We start from the raw sequence: 21,670 nt of genomic DNA on the forward strand, positions 1-21,670 counted from the left end.
TGAAAGAAGGCGTTGAAATGGTAATGCCAGGTGACAACGTTGAAATGTCAGTAGAATTAATCCACCCAATCGCAATGGACCCAGGTCTACGTTTTGCGATCCGTGAAGGTGGTCGTACTGTAGGTGCGGGTGTTGTTGCTAAAGTAACAGCATAATTATAGAATGTGTTAAACAGGTCGAGAGCTTTGGCTCTCGTTCTGTTTTGTAGGTCAGTAGTTCAATTGGTAGAGCGTCGGTCTCCAAAACCGAATGTTGGGGGTTCGAGTCCCTCCTGGCCTGCCACTTTTTTTAAAAAAGCTTGATGTCGGCTAATCTAGTCATATAATAAGTCGCGAATTCTACGACGAGTACAAAAATGTCGAATGATAAATCGCGTGACGCATTAAGCGACGCGCCAATCCCTCAAAGAAATAATTCTGCTGAAGTTGTTCAATCGAGTTCTCCATTAGACTACGTGTTGTGGGGTATCGCTTTGATTTTATTCATCTCTTCGATGATGGTGAATCAGCATCTTCCTGCGTATTGGGCACCAGCCAATGATATTTGGGTGCGTGTTGGGGTAATTTTGGCTTGTATCGTTGTGGCTTTAGGTTTATTATACGCCACCCATCAAGGCAAAGGCTTTGTTCGTTTGCTTAAAGATTCACGTATTGAGTTACGTCGAGTCACTTGGCCTACTAAACAGGAAACTGTAACAACGTCATGGCATGTATTGATTGTTGTTGTAGTCACTTCAATTGTATTGTGGTGTTTTGACTATTTGTTAGGCTGGGCAATCAAGTTAATTATCGGGTAAAAGAGCTATGAAACGTTGGTACATTATTCATGCCTACTCAGGTTATGAAAAACAAGTGATGCGTTCGCTTAATGATCGAATCCAGCGTAGCGCTGTTGCCGATAGCTTTGGTGAAGTCCTTGTTCCTACCGAAGAAGTGGTAGAAATGAAGGATGGTAAGAAACGTAAGTCAGAGCGTAAGTTCTTTCCAGGCTATGTATTGGTTGAAATGGAAATGAACGATGAAACTTGGCACATTGTTAAAGAGTGTCCAAAAGTTTTAGGTTTTATTGGTGGTACAGCAGAAAAGCCTGCCCCAATTACGCAAAAAGAAGCTGACGCGATTCTTGCACGTGTACGCAATACTGGTGAAGCACCTCGTCCGAAGACGATGTTTGAACCAGGCGAAGAATTACTTGTGATTGATGGTCCATTCACCGACTTTAAAGGCGTGGTGGAAGAAGTTCAATACGAGAAGTCACGTTTAACGTTGACAATTAATGTATTTAATCGACCTACTCAGGTTGAGCTGGAATTTCGTCAAGTCGAAAAATCCGTTTAAGTTTGAGTGGTTGGAAAACGCCCGATTTATGATGAATCGGGCATTGTTGTTGTAACGGTATCGTTACTTAAAATATTGGGGAGCCTAGCGGCGTTTGTACCCAGAGGTAATTTGAAATGGCTAAGAAGATTGACGGCTATATCAAGCTGCAAGTTCCAGCTGGTAAAGCGAATCCATCTCCACCAATTGGTCCTGCATTAGGTCAACGTGGTGTTAACATCATGGCATTCTGTAAAGAATTCAATGCTGCTACACAAAAAGTTGAACCAGGTTTGCCAATTCCTGTAGTGATCACTGTGTACAACGACAAGTCGTTCACATTCATCATGAAAACTCCTCCTGCTGCAATTCTTCTTAAGAAAGCTGCAGGCATTCAAAAGGGTTCAGCTGTACCTAACAAAAACAAAGTTGGTAAGTTGACTCGTGCTCAATTAGAAGAAATCGCGACTACTAAAGAACCAGATTTAACTGGTGCTGATTTAGAAGCACGTGTGCGTACCATTGCTGGTTCTGCACGTTCTATGGGCTTGGATGTGGAGCTATAAGACATGGCAAAGTTAACTAAACGTCAAAAAGCCATTGCTGCTGCTGTAGAAGCAAACAAAGTTTACACTTTGGAAGAAGCAGTTGAAGTTCTAAACAACCTTCCTGCTGCTAAATTCAAAGAATCTTTGGATGTTGCGGTAAACCTAGGTGTTGACCCACGTAAATCTGATCAGGTTGTTCGTGGTGCGACTACACTTCCTGCAGGTACTGGTAAAACTGTACGTGTAGCTGTTTTCGCTCAAGGTGCTGCTGCAGAAGCTGCTAAAGCTGAAGGCGCAGACGTAGTTGGTTTCGACGACTTAGCTGAAAGCATTCAAGCGGGTAACCTTGACTTTGACGTTGTGATTGCAGCTCCGGATGCAATGCGCGTAGTAGGTAAGTTGGGTACGATTCTTGGTCCACGTGGCTTAATGCCAAACCCTAAAGTGGGTACTGTAACTCCTGACGTTGCGACTGCAGTTAAAAATGCAAAAGCAGGTCAAGCGCGTTACCGTGTAGACAAAGCGGGTATTATCCACGCTGCGATTGGTCAAGTTGGCTTTACTGCTGAAGCAGTTCGTTCAAACGTTGAAACCTTAGTTGCTGACTTGAAAAAGTTAAAGCCTGCAACTTCTAAAGGCGTATACATCAAAAAGATCACTTTGAGCTCTACTATGGGTCCTGGTCTTGTTATTGATGTACAGAACGTTTCTAACTAAGTCTGACTTAGAAAGAATTTTAAAGTCCTGAAAAGTCTCCTTCTCACTCTGGGAGAAGGTCGGGATGAGGGTTAAACCTCTCCCTAACCCTCTCCTAGCAGGAGAGGGGGACATTCAGGCGGACTTTGAATTGGTAAATGAGAATTTATCAGCGTCAAAGACCTCAGGCGAGAGTAGTTTTATGCTGCTTTCTTAATCTTCCAGCCTGGGTAGACGCGGTGGTGTGATTTATTCCTCCTCCGCGTGTAAGTTCAGCAATGAATTTACGAATTGGGAGTGTGCTTCACGTAAGCACATAAATCACCGTTAGGAGGTTTTACAATGGCTCTTCTTATCGAAGACAAAAAACAGATCGTAGCAGAAGTTAACGAAGTTGCTTCTAAAGCGTTCTCTGCTGTTGTTGCTGACTATCAAGGTATGAGCGTTGAGCAATTAACGGCTCTACGTGTTGAAGCGCGTAAATTAGGTGTTACTACACGTGTTGTACGTAATACTTTGGCTAAACGTGCTTTTCAAGATACGCAATTCACGATCTTGAACGACAACCTTGTTGGCCCAACAATTTTAGCTTTCTCAACTTCTGAAGACGACATGGGTGCAGCTGCACGCTTGTTCGAAGAATTCGCTAAAACGAATAAAGCATTTGAACTTAAAGCTGCTGCATTTGACGGCAAACTTTATAAAGGTGCTGAAGTTAGCGTAATTGCGAATCTTCCGAACCAAGAAAAAGCGCTTACTATGCTTGCAAACGTTCTTCAAGCTCCTATTTCGAAATTGGGTCGCCTTATTACTGCGCTCAAAGAGAAAAACGAGTCAGAAGCTGCATAAGCTTAAATTTATTTCCACACCATTCAATTTCCATTTGGAGTTATTCTCATGGCTTTAACTAACGAAGAAATCTTAAACGCAGTTGCTGAAAAAACTGTTCTTGAACTTGTTGAACTTATCTCTGCTTTTGAAGAGAAATTCAATGTATCAGCTGCTGCTGTTGCTGTTGCTGCTGCTCCAGGCGCTGGCGCTGCTGCTGCAGAAGAGCAATCTGAATTCAACGTTGAGTTGACTTCTTTCGGTGCGAACAAAGTTGCTGTAATTAAAGCAGTTCGTGAAGCTACTGGCCTTGGTCTTAAAGAAGCTAAAGACATCGTTGAAGGCGCTCCTTCAGTGATCAAAGAAGCTGTTTCTAAAGAAGAAGGTGAAGAGCTTAAGAAGAAACTTGAAGAAGCTGGTGCTACAGTTACACTTAAGTAATCTTAAGGGGAGTCGATTTTTTTATAATCGACTCCAAAAAATGGCTGATGGCTCTTGGGTCATCAGCCTTTTTGCGTTACAATTATCGGCTCGATTTTTGTTTGAATGATGGGAAAACCATCGAAAACAATATAAATCAATAAAATCAAACGCTTACCAATATTTTTCCACATTTAAAAATATTGTTAAGCGTTTTAATACCACTAAAAATTGCAGCATTTGTAAAGAGTGGTGGCCATATCGGCCTGCGTAATTCCTTCTAAACCCGTTCTGCAGGCGGGTTTAGTTTACTTTCCGAGGACTCCAGATGGCATACTCATATACCGAAAAGAAACGGATCCGTAAGAATTTTGGTAAATTGCCCCAAGTAATGGATGCACCGTACTTGCTTTCGATTCAAGTCGACTCGTACCGTACTTTCCTTCAAGATGGCAAAACTCCAAAAAGCCGCGAAGATATCGGTCTCCAAGCCGCATTTCGTTCAGTTTTTCCTATAGAAAGTTATTCTGGCAATGCTGCTTTAGAATTTGTTGAGTATAGTCTTGGTAAGCCTGAGTTTGATGTACGTGAGTGTATTCTTCGCGGCTCAACTTATGCGGCACCAATGCGCGTAAAAATTCGTTTGATCATTAAAGATCGTGAAACGAAATCAATCAAAGATGTGCGTGAGCAAGAAGTCTACATGGGCGAAATGCCATTGATGACGGATAACGGTACCTTTGTGATTAACGGTACTGAGCGTGTAATTGTTTCTCAATTACACCGTTCACCAGGCGTGTTCTTTGACCACGATAAAGGTAAGACCCACTCGAGCGGTAAAGTGTTGTATTCAGCACGCATTATTCCTTACCGTGGCTCATGGTTAGACTTTGAATTCGATGCCAAAGACCTCGTTTATGTGCGTATTGACCGTCGTCGTAAATTGCTTGCGACTGTAGTGTTGCGTGCATTGGGCTATAGCAATGAACAAATCCTAGACTTGTTCTTTGAGAAAGTACCTGTCTATTTAGACATGGGTAGCTACCAAATTGACCTTGTCCCAGAACGCTTACGTGGCGAAATGGCACAATTTGACATCACTGATACTGACGGCAAAGTGATTGTTGAGCAAGGTAAACGCATTAATGCGCGTCACGTACGTCAAATGGAAGCAGCTGGTCTTGAGAAGCTTTCAGTTCCTGATGAGTACTTGTACGAACGTATTACTGCAGAAGACATCCAGCTAAAAGATGGCGATGTGATTGCTGCAAACACCTTGTTAAGCCATGAAATCATGGTGAAACTTGCAGAAGGTGGTGTTAAACAATTTAACATCCTATTCACCAATGACATCGACCGTGGTTCGTTCATTGCGGACACCTTACGTGCAGATACAACTGTTGGTCGTGAAGATGCTTTGGTAGAAATCTACAAAGTGATGCGTCCAGGTGAGCCACCGACGAAAGAAGCCGCTGAAAATCTGTTCAATAACTTGTTCTTCTCTTCTGAGCGTTATGATTTATCGCCAGTAGGTCGTATGAAGTTCAACCGTCGTTTGGGTCGTCCTTACGAAGTGGGTACAGATCAGAAATCACGTGAAGTTGAAGGTATTTTGTCTAACGAAGACATTACCGATGTACTTAAAACATTGATCGAAATCCGTAACGGTAAAGGTGAAGTCGACGATATCGACCACTTGGGTAACCGTCGCGTACGTTCAGTGGGCGAGATGACTGAAAACCAATTCCGTGTTGGTTTGGTACGTGTTGAGCGTGCTGTAAAAGAGCGTTTGTCACAAGCTGAAACAGACAACCTGTCTCCGCAAGATTTAATCAATGCGAAGCCAGTGGCTGCTGCAATCAAAGAATTCTTTGGTTCAAGCCAATTGTCTCAGTTCATGGACCAAAACAACCCGTTGTCTGAAATTACCCACAAGCGTCGCGTATCTGCACTTGGTCCAGGTGGTTTGACACGTGAACGTGCAGGCTTTGAGGTACGTGACGTACACCAAACTCACTATGGTCGTGTGTGTCCAATTGAAACGCCTGAAGGTCCAAACATTGGTTTGATCAACTCGCTTTCTGTTTATGCAAAATGTAATAATTTTGGCTTCTTGGAAACGCCATACCGTAAAGTGGTTGATGGTCGTGTAACCGATGAGGTTGAGTATTTATCTGCAATTGAAGAAGTGGGCACGATCATTGCGCAAGCGGATTCAAGCGTAGACCAAGATGGCAATTTAACAGAAGAATTCGTATCTGTACGTCACCAAGGTGACTTCGTGCGTATGCCGCCAGAGCGCGTGACGCACATGGACGTTTCTGCACAGCAGGTTGTATCTGTAGCAGCATCACTGATTCCATTCCTTGAGCACGATGACGCCAACCGTGCCTTGATGGGATCGAACATGCAACGTCAGGCTGTTCCGACGCTTATCGCTGATAAACCACTTGTGGGTACAGGGATGGAAGCGAACGTAGCACATGACTCAGGTGTGTGTGTAATTGCAAACCGTGGTGGTCGAATTGAATATGTCGATGCTTCACGTGTAGTCATTCGTGTGAACGAAGAAGAAATGATCGCGGGTGAAGCAGGTGTAGATATCTACAACCTGATCAAATACACACGTTCAAACCAAAACACTTGTATTAACCAAAAAGTTTTGGTGAAGATGGGTGATAAAGTAGGTCGTGGTGATGTATTAGCTGACGGTCCATCTACAGATGGTGGTGAGCTTGCACTCGGTCAGAACATGCGCGTCGCGTTCATGACTTGGAATGGTTATAACTACGAAGACTCTATCTTGCTTTCTGAGCGTGTACTTCAAGAAGATCGCTTAACTTCGATTCACATTCAAGAGTTGTCATGTGTTGCACGTGATACCAAATTGGGTGCGGAAGAAATCACGGCTGATATTCCAAACGTGGGCGAAGCTGCACTGTCTAAACTAGACGAGTCTGGTATCGTTTACATTGGTGCTGAAGTTACTGCAGGCGACATCCTTGTTGGTAAAGTAACGCCTAAGGGTGAAACTCAGTTAACCCCTGAAGAAAAATTGCTTCGCGCAATCTTCGGTGAAAAAGCCGCAGATGTGAAAGATTCATCATTGCGCGTTCCATCGGGTACTAAAGGTACTGTGATTGACGTTCAAGTCTTTACTCGTGATGGTTTAGAAAAAGACGAACGTGCGCAAGCGATTGAAAAAGCACAACTTGATGCATACCGCAAAGACTTGAAAGAAGAATACAAAATCTTTGAAGAAGCAGCGCGTGAACGTATTATCCGCTTATTGAAAGGTCAAGAATCTAACGGTGGCGGTACAACTAAACGTGGTGACAAACTTTCTGAAGATGTGTTGTCTGGTTTAGAGTTAGTTGATCTACTTGAAATTCAACCAAGTGATGAAGCAATCGCTGAGCGTTTAACTCAAATTCAAACTTTCTTGAAAGAAAAGAGCTTTGAAATTGATGAGAAATTCGCTGAGAAGAAACGTAAGCTTTCTACAGGCGATGAACTCACTACGGGCGTATTGAAAGTTGTTAAAGTTTACCTTGCTGTTAAACGTCGCATCCAACCGGGTGACAAGATGGCGGGTCGTCACGGTAACAAAGGTGTTGTATCAAACATCTTGCCTGTAGAAGACATGCCACACGATGCTAACGGTGTACCAGTAGATATCGTATTGAACCCACTAGGCGTACCATCGCGTATGAACGTGGGTCAGATTCTTGAAACACACTTGGGTATGGCAGCCAAAGGTTTGGGTGAGCAAATTGATAAAATGCTCAAACAACAACGTGAAATTGCTGAACTACGTGAGTTCCTAGACAAGATTTATAACAAAGTTGGTGGCGAGCAAGAAGATCTTGACAGCTTAACTGATGATGAAATCTTGGTATTGGCTGGCAACTTACGTGCAGGTGTTCCGTTGGCTACTCCTGTATTTGATGGTGCAGAAGAAGGTCAAATTAAAGAATTACTTGAACTGGCTGAATTACCACGTTCTGGTCAAACCGTGTTGTACGATGGTCGTACAGGCGAGAAATTTGACCGTCCAGTGACTGTAGGTTATATGTACATGCTCAAACTCAACCACTTGGTGGATGACAAGATGCACGCACGTTCTACAGGTTCTTACTCACTTGTAACGCAACAGCCGTTGGGTGGTAAGGCACAATTCGGTGGTCAGCGTTTCGGTGAGATGGAAGTCTGGGCACTTGAAGCATACGGTGCTGCATACACACTTCAAGAAATGCTCACTGTGAAGTCGGATGACGTTGAAGGTCGTACCCGTATCTATAAGAACATTGTAGATGGTAACCATTATATGGACCCAGGTATGCCTGAATCGTTTAACGTATTGACCAAAGAGATCCGTTCTTTAGGTATCAACATTGAACTGAAAAATGGTGACTAAGCATCTCCATTAAATCTCCCTAAATCCCTCTTTATAAAAGAGGGACTTTTCCCCCTTTGAAAAAGGGGGATTAAGGGGGATTAAAACTCAGTTAAAAAACAATATTTGTGACCCAGTTGGGATGTGAAAACAGCCTCCCAGCACACGGAGAAAAAAATTGAAAGACTTGCTCGATATCATGCGCAAAAAGACGGATTCAGACGGTCATGCTCCAGTAGAGTTTGACCGCATCCGTATTGGTCTTGCGTCACCAGAAATGATTAAGTCATGGTCTCACGGTGAAGTTAAAAAGCCAGAAACCATTAACTATCGTACGTTTAAGCCTGAACGTGATGGTTTATTCTGTGCCAAAATTTTTGGTCCAGTAAAAGATTACGAATGCTTGTGTGGTAAATACAAGCGTATGAAATACAAAGGCGTCATTTGTGAAAAATGTGGCGTTGAAGTAACGACTGCAAAAGTTCGTCGTGAGCGTATGGGTCACATCGAACTTGCTTCTCCAGTTGCACACATTTGGTTCTTGAAATCATTACCAAGCCGTATTGGTTTATTACTTGATATGACTTTACGTGATATCGAGCGCGTATTGTATTTCGAATCTTATGTGGTTACTGACCCAGGTATGACGCCATTTGAGAAATATCAACTTCTCAATGACGAAGAATACTTCAATGCTCTAGAAGAGCATGGTGATGAATTCACTGCGAAAATGGGTGCTGAAGCAGTTCAAGACTTGTTAAAAGACATCGATCTTGAAGCTGAAATTGCTCGTTTACGTGAAGAAATTCCACAAACAACTTCAGAAACTAAGCTGAAAAAAGCCTCTAAGCGTTTGAAGTTGATGGAAGCGTTCAAAGAGTCGAACAACAAGCCTGAATGGATGGTGATGAATGTACTGCCTGTACTTCCACCAGATCTTCGTCCGTTGGTTCCACTTGAAGGTGGTCGTTTTGCGACTTCTGACTTGAACGATCTTTATCGTCGTGTGATTAACCGTAACAACCGTTTGAAGCGTCTTCTTGACCTTGCAGCGCCAGACATCATCGTACGTAACGAAAAACGTATGTTACAAGAGTCTGTTGATGCCTTGTTAGATAACGGTCGTCGTGGTCGTGCAATCACAGGTTCAAACAAGCGTCCGCTTAAATCTTTGGCAGATATGATCAAAGGTAAGCAAGGTCGTTTCCGTCAAAACTTACTTGGTAAGCGTGTTGACTATTCAGGTCGTTCGGTGATTACCGTTGGTCCAAACCTACGTTTACACCAGTGTGGTCTTCCGAAGAAAATGGCACTTGAACTGTTCAAGCCATTCATCTTTGCAAAATTACAAGCTTCAGGTCAAGCAACCACCATTAAAGCTGCGAAGAAAATGGTTGAGCGCGAAACCCCAGAAGTTTGGGATGTACTTGCCTCTGTGATTCGTCAACACCCAGTGATGTTGAACCGTGCGCCTACACTTCACCGTTTAGGTCTTCAAGCATTTGAACCGATCCTGATTGAAGGTAAAGCCATCCGTTTACACCCACTCGTTTGTGCTGCGTTCAACGCTGACTTCGACGGTGACCAAATGGCGGTACACGTACCATTAACACTTGAAGCGCAATTAGAAGCGCGTGCGTTAATGATGTCGACCAACAACATCTTGTCTCCTGCGAACGGTGAGCCAATCATCGTACCATCTCAGGACGTTGTCTTGGGCTTGTATTACATCACGCGTGATGCAATCAATGCCAAAGGTGAAGGCATGGTGTTTGCAGATACGCACGAAGTAAACCGTGCACTTGCAACGGGTCAAGTTGACTTACACGCTCGCGTAAAAGCACGTGTACACCAAACCGTAATCAATGAAAATGGTGAGCGTGAGCAACAAACTATTGTTGTAGATACGACACCAGGTCGCTGCTTGCTTTGGGAAGTTGTGCCTGAAGGTTTAAGCTTCGAGCAAATTAACCTAGAGATGAACAAAAAGAACATCTCAAAATTAATCAACTCTTGCTACCGTAAATTAGGTCTAAAAGACACGGTTATTTTTGCAGACCAATTGATGTACTTGGGCTTCCGTCAAGCGACACGTTCAGGTGTTTCTGTGGGTATGGAAGACATGGTTATTCCACCACAAAAACAAGCAATTATTGAAAAAGCAGAAACTGAAGTTCGTGAAATTGAACAACAGTTCGAGCAAGGCTTCGTAACTGCGGGTGAGCGTTATAACAAAGTGGTCGATATTTGGGCACGTACCAACGACCAAGTTGCTAAAGCGATGATGGACAACTTGTCATTCACAACTGTGAAAAACAAACAGGGTGAAGACGAGAAGCAAAAATCATTCAACTCGATCTACATGATGTCGGATTCAGGTGCGCGTGGTAGTGCGGCACAGATTCGTCAGTTGGCGGGTATGCGTGGTTTGATGGCGAAACCAGATGGTTCGATCATTGAAACGCCAATTAAAGCGAACTTCCGTGAAGGTTTGACGGTACTTCAGTACTTCATTTCAACTCACGGTGCGCGTAAAGGTTTGGCCGATACCGCATTGAAAACAGCGAACTCAGGTTACTTGACACGTCGTTTGGTTGACGTTGCACAAGACTTGGTAATTACTGAGCCAGATTGCGGTACTTATGGCGGTTTAGTGATGACACCATTCATTCAAGGTGGTGATGTCATTGAAAACCTTGGTACGCGTGTATTAGGTCGTGTAACTGCAGAAGATGTGAAGAAAGCGGGTTCAGACGAAGTTATTCTGCCACGTAACACACTCATTGATGAAAAACTTGCTAACTTCTTAGAAGAGCAAGGTGTCGATGAAGTAAAAGTACGTTCAGTGGTATCTTGTGAATCGACCTTTGGTGTATGTGCGAAGTGTTATGGTCGTGACCTAGCACGTGGTCACTTGGTGAATCCAGGTGAATCTGTGGGTGTAATGGCTGCTCAATCGATTGGTGAGCCAGGTACACAGTTAACCATGCGTACATTCCACGTGGGTGGTGCGGCAAGCCGAACTTCTGCAGCCAATAGCGTACAAGTGCGTAACAAAGGTTCAGTACGTTTCCATAACGTGAAAACTGTACAACACGCTAAAGGTCACTTGGTATCTGTTTCACGTTCAGGTGAAATTGGTATTGCCGATGAGTTAGGTCGTGAGCGTGAGCGTTATAAACTGCCATACGGTGCGTCAATCTTGCTCAAAGATGGCGAAGCGGTAGAAGCTGGCGGTATTGTGGCGACTTGGGATCCACACACGCATCCACTTGTGACCGAAGTTGCGGGTAAAATCCGTTTCAGCCAAATTGCTGATGGCGTGACTGCAACCTCGAAAACTGATGATGCAACAGGTATGACCACAGTTGAAATCTTGCCAGTGACTTCACGTCCTGCGTCAGGTAAAGACTTACGTCCTGCTGTGGTATTAGACACTGTGGATGGTGGCGAACAGTTCTACTTCTTGCCACAGAACACGATTCTTTCTGTCCGTGATGGCGAAAATATCGGTGTGGGTGACGTTATTGGTCGTGTACCACAAGAATCTTCACGTACTCGTGATATTACCGGTGGTTTACCACGCGTTGCAGACTTATTTGAAGCACGTAAACCAAAAGAGCATGCGATTCTTGCAGAAGTGTCAGGTATCGTGAGCTTTGGTAAAGAAACCAAAGGTAAGAACCGTTTAGTGATTACACCAGATGATGGCTCTGAGATTTACGAAGAGTTGATTCCAAAATGGCGTAACATCAACGTGTTTGAAGGTGAGCATGTGAACCGTGGTGAAACCATTTCTGATGGTCCACAAAACCCACATGACATCTTACGCTTGAAAGGTGAAGTGGCATTAACCAACTACATCGTGAACGAAGTTCAAGACGTTTACCGCTTACAAGGTGTAAAAATTAACGATAAGCACATTGAAGTCATCGTGCGTCAAATGTTGCGTAAAGTTGAAATCACCGATGGTGGCGATACGAGCTTCATCAAAGGCGAACAAGTGGATTACATTCGCGTGGTACAAGAAAACCAAGCTGTACTTGCACAAAACAAGTTCCCAGCGAAGTTTGAACGTCAATTGATGGGTATCACCAAAGCATCGCTTTCAACAGACTCGTTCATTTCTGCTGCATCGTTCCAGGAAACTACACGTGTGTTAACTGAAGCGGCTGTAACAGGTAAAGAAGATGATTTACGTGGCTTGAAAGAGAACGTTGTTGTGGGGCGTTTGATCCCAGCAGGTACGGGTCTTGCTTACCACTTAGAGCGTCGTCGTCAAGAAGCTGAAGCTGCTGAATTGGCATTAGTGAATGATTTCTCTGATGTAGATCAAGCATTAAGCCAAGCATTTAGCGATGAATTTAACGATCTCTAATTCGTTTTAAAGCATCATTTAAAGACGCCTTTCGAGGCGTCTTTTTTTTGCCAACGTTTTAGTTGCATATTTTGCTTTAATAAAGCCGCAATATTGCATATAGTGAATTAAGAACAATTTAAAAATATCAAGAAAACTAAGGGGATAGCTTATGCAATTTAGAGGACTGACACTGTGTTTATCGGCAATGCTACTGAGTGTGTCTGTTTCGGCTGCACCAATGCCAAACAGCATTGTGGTGAAAGACAAAGCCATTGTGCCTATTCTAAAAACTGAAGTGATTCGTACAGTGACAGGTGAAAAGCCTATACGCCATGTAGAAGCCACGATTTTTGAAGTGAGCAATCAGGGTAAAGATATTGTGGCAAAGGAAGTTGTTTTTGATGATGATCAAGCACAGTTTTCAGAGAAACAATTGGGTATTCCTGTGATTCAAAAAGGTGGGGTGATTGTACCAACCTCAAAAATTGAGTTGAATAAAACCCTAAAGCAGGATGGTAAAGTCATTTCTGAAGTGAAAACGATTGATGCAGAAGGCATGGAATATAAGCAGGGGCAGGCGCCAATTCATCGCACATTAAAACTGGATCGGGTCAAAACGCCTGAAAGCAATGAAACAGTTTCTCATGCTGTGTTTACTGAAGATGGACAAACCACAAGAGATGTCGTGCTTTTGGAAGAAGATGTTGCTGAATCATCTATTCAGCCTTAAGTCTTTTACAGAAATACCTTCATCTTGCTGTGCTTGGTAACAGTTTTTTCAAAGTTGTTACCGCAATATGCACTAAGCTGAGAGCGAATAGACCGAGGGGGAGTGATTACCATGAAAAAAGTATTGAGTGTATTGGCAGTTGCAACTGTATCGACCATGTTAATGGCGGGTTGTGAGAGCATGAGTTCAAATGACCAACGTATTGGTGCAGCAGCATTAGGCGGTGCCGTTGGTGGCGCAGCGGGTAACAGCGTAGGTGGTAGTGTTGGTGCAGCAGCAGGCGCAGGTGCAGGTGCAGCAGTTGGAAGTAAAACCCAAGATGGTTCTAACCGTAACGCAACCTATAGTGGAATTGGCGGTGCGATTGGTTCAATTTTAGGTAAAGAAGTGATAGGTGGTAATGCAGGCGCTGCAATCGGTGGTGCTGTTGGTGGTGGTGCTGGTGCAGCCATCGAGCAAAAGCGTTAATCTGAATACGAACAGCCATGCCATCCTACTGAAGTATTTATATTTCAGTACATCCAACGCAGAGTCTTATGATTCTGCGTTTTTTATGCGCTAGCTGAAAAATTAATGCGTTTGGATAAATTGATTGACTGCTTGAGTATAAGCATTATTTTGTCCCAATGACTTGTTGATTTCAGCATGTGAAAGTCGGACAGGCAATAACTGGGTTTGAGTTCCGAATTTCTGTGCTTGTTGAATAAATTGTCGAGCTTGAGTACAGGGTTGATCTGCACGGATGGTTGAGCACACCGCGAGAAATGCAGGTAAAGCTTGATGTAGCTGAGCTATCGGAGAAAGGGCTTTCCAGTTGGAAGGTTGATCACCAAAGGCTTGATCATAAAAACGTGCATGACGTGTTTGCATTATCTTTTCTATATCATAAGCCGCGCTATCTAAAGCAACTGTAGCACGCCAAGGCTGTGGCTGGGGTGCCAGCCAATGGGGGCGAACGGTTAATAGACTGACCAGGTGTGCGCCCGCAGAATGTCCCATCAGCACCAAGCGTTTTGAGTCAGCATGCCAATGCGGTGCCTGATTTTGGATATAAATAAGCGCTTGGGCGATATCCTGAGTTTGCTGCTGTACGGTCACATCTGGAACTAATCTATAGTTGATAGACACAAAAATCCAGTTTTGCTTGGTCCAGTAACTCAGCTTATTTTTGACCACAGCAGCATGATTTTTATCACCCATTTTCCAAGCACCGCCATGGACCATCATCATGAGCGGGGCTGGTGTTTGATCTGTGAGTACTTTGGCAGGGAAATAGACATCCATCACTTGTTGAGGATGAGATCCATAAGCCACATTTTTCAAAGTCTGGACTTTGGTAAATGTATTCGGCACCAAAGCATGGAGGGATGTCGATGAATAGAAACAAAGTAGGGAAAAGATTGGCACAAGATTTTTTTTCATTTTAATGATCCTTTAATTTTAAATACTATCAATGTTTATAATTTTTATGATCCACTGATGTATCAACAGTAATACGTTAATTAATTCATACCTGCTCAAAAAGAGTAGAGAAGTTTGTCGGTGACATTGATCTTTTTGTCTTTTGATTAAAATAATATTACCAACAACGCAGAATCATTAGATTCTGCGTTTTTATGTGAGCTAAAAATTACGTTGCTACGGCTTTGGGCTTTTTACGTCGGATATATAACGTTTTATGCACTTCTGCAATTCGTACACCTGATTCATCGATAATATTGAGCGTATATTGACGTGTCAGAGGAGCATAGTCTTCTGCGATCTGTTTGATTTCCTCGACTTCAGCGGCACTCAGGCGAATATCGGCATACACCGTACTGCGTCCTGGGGCGAGGAAATGAATCGTTGCCGCTTTATCCCAAACAATATATGTTGAACCCAAGTGATGCATCAGAATTAACATATAAAATGGATCTACCATGGAATAGAGGCTGCCGCCAAAATGTACGCCGACAATATTTTGATTTTTGCGAGTGAGTGGCATTTTGACACGGACATGGTGGTTGGCTAAATCGATTTGATCAATTTCAATACCTGCACCCCGATAGGGTGGGTACCGATTTAAAAAGTATTTAGAAACGATAGGAAGTTGCTGCAATTTTTTGATGAGGTTCATGGGAAATTTTATAGAGCCTTAAGTAGATTTTTCTTATATTAGTATGAAATTTGAGCAAGCCAATGGCATATTTTGTTATTCTCAAGAGCAATCATGTCAACAATAAACAACAGGATGTTTATGCAAGCACAAACGCAATGGATTGAAACCTCAGATTATCAACAGCTCTATGTCAAAACTTGGGGCGAAAAAAAAGCACCTGCACTGATTTTGGTGCATGGCTATCCAGATAACCAAGAAGTCTGGGAACGGGTGATTGCCGTGTTGGTGCAAGATTTTTATGTGGTGAGTTATGATGTGCGCGGTGCGGGACAATCCTCCATTCCTAAATCCATTCGTGCCTATAGCTTGGCTCAATTGGCTGCAGATTTAATGGCTGTTGCTAATGCCGTTTTGGGGCAGCGTGCATTTCACTTGGCAGCTCATGACTGGGGTTCAATTCAGTCTTGGGAAGCAGTGACGGATCCAGAATTAAAGGGACGAATTTTATCGTACAGCAGTATTTCAGGCCCATGTTTGGATCATGCAGCGTTCTGGATGCGTAAGCAGTTTTCTGAAAATAAAATTAAATTTTTCAAACAAATGCGTAAATCTTGGTATATTGCTGCCTTTCAACTTCCTGCACTTGCGCCTACAGTTTGGCAGTTCTTTCAACCTGAACAATGGCGTCAGGTAGTGATGCGCTTAGAACGCGATCAAGATATTGCGATCAATCCTAATATCCGCAAAGATGGGCGCTATGGCGTCAATTTATATCGTGCCAATTTTATCCCACGTTTATTAAAGCCGCGTCAACGTTATGCAATTTGTCCTGTGCAAGCTATTGTCTTGAAATATGATCAATTTGTGGGTGCTGAATTGATTGATGAAATGTCGCTTTGGGTAGATGATTTTCAACGTGTGGAATTGGCAGCTAATCACTGGGCGATTCTTAGTCAGCCGCAAGCAGTTGCTACTGCCATCCGTGATTTTGCTTTAGGTCATGCAAATTCACATGCTGCAGCAATTTAAATCAGAAACGCTTGTCGGAGTTGAATGTTTGGTCAACTCCAATCTGCATAATCTCTGATAAAATAGCTTCTTTTTTGAATTTTCATCTCTTATGTTCGCAATTCTTGCTGCCATTGCAATCATGTTCGGATTGTCGTTGGCTCGTGTGCCTGTGGTTTTTGCCTTGGTTATTGGTGCAGTCTCAGGTGGTTTACTGGCTGGTTTAGGCTTACAAGGCACTTTAGATGCGTTTAATAATGGTTTAGGTGGTGGCGCTAAAATTGCTCTTGCTTACGGTATTTTAGGTGCATTTGCTTTGGCTTTGGCACGTTCAGGTTTGCCAGACTTATTGGCGTATAAGCTGATTCGCACTTTAACAGGTGGCAGTAATACTAAGGTACAGAACCGCGTTAAATATCTGATTTATTTTACTGTGGCTTTGGCAGCGGTATTTTCACAAAACTTAATCCCTGTACATATTGCATTTATTCCTGTATTGATTCCACCTTTATTAAGTGTTTTCAATCATTTAAACCTAGACCGTCGTGCAGTGGTTTGTTTGCTGACTTTTGGTTTGGTTGCCACCTATATGTTTGTTCCTGTGGGTTTCGGTGCAATCTTTCTGAATGATATTTTGGCGCACAATATCAACACCTTTGGTGCTCCGTATGGTTTTGCCATTCAAAATGAAGATATTCCTGCTGCCATGTTTATTCCTGTGTTTGGGATGTTTATTGGGCTATTGATCGCGTTGTTTGTGAGCTATCGTAAGCCTCGACATTATCAAGATGTGCAGGTAGAGCGTACCCAAAGCATTTCGAGTGAGCTCAATGCAAATACCGCCGCGCCAACCCTACAAGCGCCTCAGATTGCAAAATTTACCTTGTGGATGGCAGTGTTTGCGATTATTGCAACCTTGGCGGTGCAATTGTATTCAGATTCGATGATTCTGGCAGGTTTGGTGGGTGTTGCCATTTTAAGCTGTGCGGGAATTTTCAAATGGAAAGAAGCAGATGATGTGATCATTACAGGTATGCGTATGATGGCACTCATCGGCTTTATTATGATTGCTGCACAAGGTTTCGCTTCAGTGATTGAAGCTACTAATCAAGTGCCTGCTTTGGTAGAAGCGTCGGTGGAATGGATTGGCAATAGCAAAGCTTTGGCTGCATTTTTAATGTTATTGATTGGTTTGTTAATCACCTTGGGGATTGGCTCATCTTTCTCTACCGTGCCTATTTTAGCGATTATTTATGTGCCTTTATGTTTGCAGTTCGGTTTTAGCCCTGCAGCAACCATTGCGATTATTGGTACAGCAGCAGCCTTAGGAGATGCGGGTTCTCCAGCATCGGATTCAACCTTGGGGCCAACTTCGGGTTTAAATATGGATGGGCAGCACGACCACATGAAAGACAGTGTGGTACCGACTTTTATTCACTTTAATATTCCACTGATTATTTTTGGCTGGATTGCAGCGATGGTGCTGTAAATCATCACCAAAATTTGTAAGCACACGTGTTCAGAATAGGTTGGGCACGTTGCAGCATCGTGCTAAAACGACAAGAAGAATCTTTCTCAAATTCATCCTTGCATCTGCCGATTGAATCTCAATACACGATTTAAAATCTTCAAACAGAATGATTCATTTTCGTTGTAATTAACTTCTAATATTAGAATGAAGATGATTTTAATTCTCTTTATTTAATTTTAATAATTTTTATTGATTTTCTATGATTTAAAAATAGAAAATTCTGAGTGAATTAATCAATTTAAAATAAATTTGTTTAATTTTTAAATAAATATAAGATGTATTTTAAATAGATATTTTAATTTAATTTTAAATAAAATTGAGTAATATAGTCGGGAAATAATAATATAAACTTTATTAATTAACTAGGGTTTTAAAACCAAGTAATTTGGTCTATTTAAAGTAAATTTATATAATAATGAATGAGTTGTAAAATAATTTAAAATATATGTTTAATATATGTTGCATATTAACAGTGATCATGTTTAATATTAATTAAGCGTTAAGATTTTTATTCTAAAGGTGGTTTTAAAATGTTAAAGCAAGTTGCTCTAATTGCATTAATGGGTATGTCTGCTTCTGCAATGGCAGGTCAATGGCAAGTTAAAGTTGGTGGTTCTGTCATTTCTCCAACACAAGAATCTAATGTGAATTCAGCAGTTGGGCCTATTACAGTTGAAGCAGATCATGAATATGCGTTTACACCATCTGTAGAATATTTCTTTAATGACAATATCTCTGCAGAATTATTGCTTGCAACTCCAATTAGTCATGATGTGCATGTAACAGGTGCTGCAACTGCTGGTGTTAAAGTAAAACACTTGCCACCAACACTAACTGCAAAATATCACTTTAAAAATTCGACAGGTTTTACCCCGTACATTGGTGTGGGTGGTACAGCATTTGTTGCATGGGATGAAGAGGCTTCGGGTGCACTTACTGGAACTGATGTTAAAGTGAAAGAAGACTTTGGTTATGCAGCTCAAGTTGGTTTTAACTTCCAGCCTGCTGATGCAAAAAACTGGGGTGTGTTCTTTGATGCACGTTATGCAGATTTGAGTCCTAAAGTTGAAACAGCTGTAGGCAACTTTGATTTGGATATTGACCCAATGGTATACACCATCGGTTATAGCTACAAATTCTAATAATTGCTAGCTCTTTATAATAATAAAAATCAGCGCAACCCCATCTTTATGATGGGGTTTTTTATTGCAAAAAATAACAAATGTGTAAAATGAAAAGATTGAGCGTATAGGCAATGTTCATTTAAATTTTGAATAATAAAGTAGAGTATGAAGAATAAGGAAATATGATGTTTATAAAATATAGTTGGATTTTTTGTGCCTGTTTCATGCTCAGTTCATTTAGTCATGCGGCCAGTTTTTCTTGTGAAAAAGCCAAAACACAAACCGAACATGCCATTTGTGAGCACCGCGCTGTCAATGATGCCGATGTGAAAATGGCCACCACCTATCGTATAGTCAGTCGTTTAGTCGCAATGGGTACACGCTCACAAATTCGTGATGAGCAATTTCGTTGGTTAGAATTACGTGATCGTTGCGGCAGTTCACTGTCATGTTTAACTCAGGTGTATGATCTACGTCAGCAAAAATTGGATGAGCATCTGAATCGTCTCTATCAACGTGCACCTTTTTAAATTTTTCTAGATTTAGGCTTGAAAAATCAGGACATCACTCCAATTCATTAACACATCCAACAATAACCATGTTTATGAATTTAAGGAGTGATGAATGAGCGAACATAGCCAAAAACATAGTTTCCAAGCCGAAGTGGCGCAATTATTACATTTGGTGACCCATTCTCTTTATTCCAACCCTGAAATCTTCTTGCGTGAACTTATTTCTAACGCATCAGATGCCTGTGACAAATTACGTTTTGAGGGCATCAATCATCCTGAATATTATGAAAATGATCCTGATTTACGTGTGCGTATTCGTCTAGATCAAGAAAACAAAACCCTAACCATTTCAGATAACGGCATTGGGCTAAGCCAACAGGAAGCGATTGATCATTTAGGCACGATTGCAAAATCGGGTACCAAAGACTTTATGTCTAAATTAACGGGTGATCAAAAAGCCGATGCACAATTGATTGGTCAATTTGGTGTAGGTTTCTATTCAGGTTTTATCGTGGCAGATAAAATTACTGTGGAATCACGCCGTGCAGGATTGGCTGCAGATGAAGCCGTGCGTTGGAGCAGTGCGGGTACTGGCGAGTTTGATGTCGAGCAAATTCACAAAGCAGAACGGGGTACCGATATTATTCTGCACTTGCGTGAAGATGCGCTGGATTATTTAGAAAGCTACAAAGTTAAGCAGATCATCAATAAATACTCTGATCACATCAGTTTGCCAATTCAAATGCAGAAAGAAGTGTGGCAGCAAGAAGAAGCCGCTGAAGGTGAAACACCGAAAGCAGGTCAGTATGTGAAAACTGATGAATGGGAAACGATTAATTCGGCCAGTGCGTTGTGGACGCGCAATAAAAACGAAATTAGTGCAGAACAGTACATCGAGTTTTATAAAAACCTCAGTCACGATTTTGACGCACCATTGGCATGGGCGCATAACCGCGTTGAAGGCAGCACTGAATACACTCAGTTGTTGTATGTACCAAGTAAAGCACCGCACAACATTTTTACTCGTGAAGCCAAAGCGGGAATTAAATTGTATGTGAAGCGCGTATTTATTATGGATGAGGCAGACAACTTGATTCCTAATTATCTGCGCTTTGTGCAAGGTGTGGTGGATAGCGCCGATTTGCCGTTGAACGTGAGCCGTGAATTATTGCAAGAAAGCCGTGATGTGAAAACCATCCGCGAAGGCAATACCCGTCGTGTGTTGACCATGTTGGACAATCTGGCCAAGTCTGAAGATGAAAAAGAGCAAGAAAAATTTAAGCAATTTTATCAAGAATTTGGTTCAGTCTTAAAAGAAGGCTTAGGCGAAGACTTTGGTAACCGTGAGCGTATCCTGAAATTATTACGCTATGCCACTTCAAGCAATGATGACATCAGTACCTCATTGGCGGACTATAAAGCGCGAATGAAAGAAGGTCAGAAAGCGATTTACTACGTTACTGCAGATAACCTGAACGCAGCAAAGCATTCTCCACAGTTGGAGTTGTTTAAGAAAAAAGGCATTGAAGTGTTGTTGATGGCAGAACGCGTAGACGAGTGGGCGATGAACTTTGTGCAGGAGTTTGATGGCACGCCAATGCAAAACGTATCTAAAGGTGCGGTTGATTTAGGCGATCTACAAGATGCTGAAGAGAAGAAAGCTTTAGACGCGGCTGCAGAACAATTTAAACCTGTGGTTGAGCAATTGTCTGCATCTTTAAGCGGTAAAACCAAAGAAGTGCGTGTGACTACACGTTTGGTTGATTCCCCTGCTTGTTTGGTAACAGGTGAAGGTGAACTGTCACCACAATTGATTCGTATGTTGAAGGATGCAGGGCAAGCTGTACCTGATATGAAGCCAATTTTGGAAATCAACCCAGAGCATCCTTTGGTGAAAAAATTACAGGACTCCAATCAATTTGATGATTTGGCGCATGTGATTTTTGATCAAGCTGTGATTGCTGAAGGTGGCTTGCCTGAAGACCCAGCGGAATATGTGAAACGTATTAATAGCTTACTGTTAAAGTAAGTCTGCTTTCGCATGAACATGATCGATGATGCGTTGTACAAATAATGCATCGTCATCTTGCAAAAAAACCAAGT

At 42.3% G+C, this 21,670-nt stretch carries 17 protein-coding genes, 1 tRNA gene and 1 pseudogene; 17 read left to right on the top strand and 2 right to left on the bottom strand.

The genetic code is table 11. From position 1 onward, the window contains the following. The 12 genes and pseudogenes from FTV41_RS06745 to FTV41_RS06800 form a co-directional block, all read left to right on the top strand. A pseudogene (locus tag FTV41_RS06745) lies at positions 1-155 on the top strand (elongation factor Tu); the annotation flags it as partial. Between the two features lie 51 nt (positions 156-206). Continuing rightward, positions 207-282, top strand: a tRNA-Trp gene (locus FTV41_RS06750). Between the two features lie 73 nt (positions 283-355). Next, a complete protein-coding gene (gene secE / locus FTV41_RS06755) occupies positions 356-796 on the top strand; it encodes a preprotein translocase subunit SecE (RefSeq protein ID WP_179996315.1) in 441 nt (146 codons plus the stop codon). Between the two features lie 7 nt (positions 797-803). Beyond that, positions 804-1,337, top strand: coding sequence for a transcription termination/antitermination protein NusG (gene nusG / locus FTV41_RS06760; RefSeq protein WP_004975770.1), 534 nt, complete (start codon positions 804-806; stop codon positions 1,335-1,337). A 116-nt stretch (positions 1,338-1,453) separates the two neighbouring features. Continuing rightward, the gene (gene rplK, locus FTV41_RS06765) at positions 1,454-1,882 is read left to right on the top strand and encodes a 50S ribosomal protein L11 (RefSeq protein ID WP_004975771.1); all 429 of its coding nucleotides are present in this window, start codon (positions 1,454-1,456) and stop codon (positions 1,880-1,882) included. A gap of 3 nt (positions 1,883-1,885) precedes the next feature. Next, the gene (gene rplA, locus FTV41_RS06770; protein ID WP_004975774.1) at positions 1,886-2,581 is read left to right on the top strand and encodes a 50S ribosomal protein L1; all 696 of its coding nucleotides are present in this window, start codon (positions 1,886-1,888) and stop codon (positions 2,579-2,581) included. A 321-nt stretch (positions 2,582-2,902) separates the two neighbouring features. Further along, positions 2,903-3,409: a 50S ribosomal protein L10 gene (rplJ, locus tag FTV41_RS06775; protein WP_004975777.1), complete on the top strand. Its 507-nt coding sequence runs from the start codon at positions 2,903-2,905 to the stop codon at positions 3,407-3,409. Between the two features lie 48 nt (positions 3,410-3,457). Continuing rightward, a complete protein-coding gene (gene rplL / locus FTV41_RS06780; protein WP_004975779.1) occupies positions 3,458-3,829 on the top strand; it encodes a 50S ribosomal protein L7/L12 in 372 nt (123 codons plus the stop codon). A gap of 307 nt (positions 3,830-4,136) precedes the next feature. Continuing rightward, a complete protein-coding gene (gene rpoB, locus FTV41_RS06785) occupies positions 4,137-8,225 on the top strand; it encodes a DNA-directed RNA polymerase subunit beta (protein WP_131260966.1) in 4,089 nt (1,362 codons plus the stop codon). A 157-nt stretch (positions 8,226-8,382) separates the two neighbouring features. After that, complete coding sequence (gene rpoC, locus FTV41_RS06790) at positions 8,383-12,582, top strand: DNA-directed RNA polymerase subunit beta' (RefSeq protein WP_096902331.1); 4,200 nt, start codon at positions 8,383-8,385, stop codon at positions 12,580-12,582. A 151-nt stretch (positions 12,583-12,733) separates the two neighbouring features. Then, the gene (locus FTV41_RS06795; RefSeq protein ID WP_179996316.1) at positions 12,734-13,294 is read left to right on the top strand and encodes a hypothetical protein; all 561 of its coding nucleotides are present in this window, start codon (positions 12,734-12,736) and stop codon (positions 13,292-13,294) included. A 111-nt stretch (positions 13,295-13,405) separates the two neighbouring features. Next, a complete protein-coding gene (locus tag FTV41_RS06800) occupies positions 13,406-13,762 on the top strand; it encodes a DNA transfer protein p32 (protein WP_167845717.1) in 357 nt (118 codons plus the stop codon). Positions 13,763-13,864: 102 nt separating this feature from the next. On the opposite strand, the gene FTV41_RS06805 is transcribed toward FTV41_RS06800, so the two are convergent. Both FTV41_RS06805 and FTV41_RS06810 read right to left on the bottom strand, forming a co-directional pair. Further along, positions 13,865-14,716, bottom strand: coding sequence for an alpha/beta hydrolase (locus FTV41_RS06805; RefSeq protein ID WP_096902328.1), 852 nt, complete (start codon positions 14,714-14,716; stop codon positions 13,865-13,867). 208 nt (positions 14,717-14,924) lie between these two features. Then, positions 14,925-15,410: a DUF4442 domain-containing protein gene (locus tag FTV41_RS06810; RefSeq protein ID WP_131260963.1), complete on the bottom strand. Its 486-nt coding sequence runs from the start codon at positions 15,408-15,410 to the stop codon at positions 14,925-14,927. Positions 15,411-15,530: 120 nt separating this feature from the next. Here FTV41_RS06810 and FTV41_RS06815 point away from each other — a divergent pair, with 120 nt between their 5' ends. The 5 genes from FTV41_RS06815 (at position 15,531) to htpG (ending at position 21,596) form a co-directional block, all read left to right on the top strand. After that, positions 15,531-16,421, top strand: coding sequence for an alpha/beta fold hydrolase (locus FTV41_RS06815; protein WP_154321287.1), 891 nt, complete (start codon positions 15,531-15,533; stop codon positions 16,419-16,421). 91 nt (positions 16,422-16,512) lie between these two features. Continuing rightward, positions 16,513-17,889: a Na+/H+ antiporter family protein gene (locus tag FTV41_RS06820; protein WP_179996317.1), complete on the top strand. Its 1,377-nt coding sequence runs from the start codon at positions 16,513-16,515 to the stop codon at positions 17,887-17,889. Positions 17,890-18,461: 572 nt separating this feature from the next. Then, positions 18,462-19,073, top strand: coding sequence for an OmpW family protein (locus FTV41_RS06825; protein WP_179996318.1), 612 nt, complete (start codon positions 18,462-18,464; stop codon positions 19,071-19,073). A gap of 167 nt (positions 19,074-19,240) precedes the next feature. Further along, a complete protein-coding gene (locus FTV41_RS06830; protein ID WP_168541299.1) occupies positions 19,241-19,585 on the top strand; it encodes a lysozyme inhibitor LprI family protein in 345 nt (114 codons plus the stop codon). 94 nt (positions 19,586-19,679) lie between these two features. Beyond that, positions 19,680-21,596: a molecular chaperone HtpG gene (gene htpG, locus FTV41_RS06835; protein ID WP_179996319.1), complete on the top strand. Its 1,917-nt coding sequence runs from the start codon at positions 19,680-19,682 to the stop codon at positions 21,594-21,596. Positions 21,597-21,670 lie beyond the last annotated feature (74 nt).

Source organism: Acinetobacter sp. YH16051 (assembly GCF_013417135.1).
Classification (GTDB): domain Bacteria; phylum Pseudomonadota; class Gammaproteobacteria; order Pseudomonadales; family Moraxellaceae; genus Acinetobacter; species Acinetobacter towneri.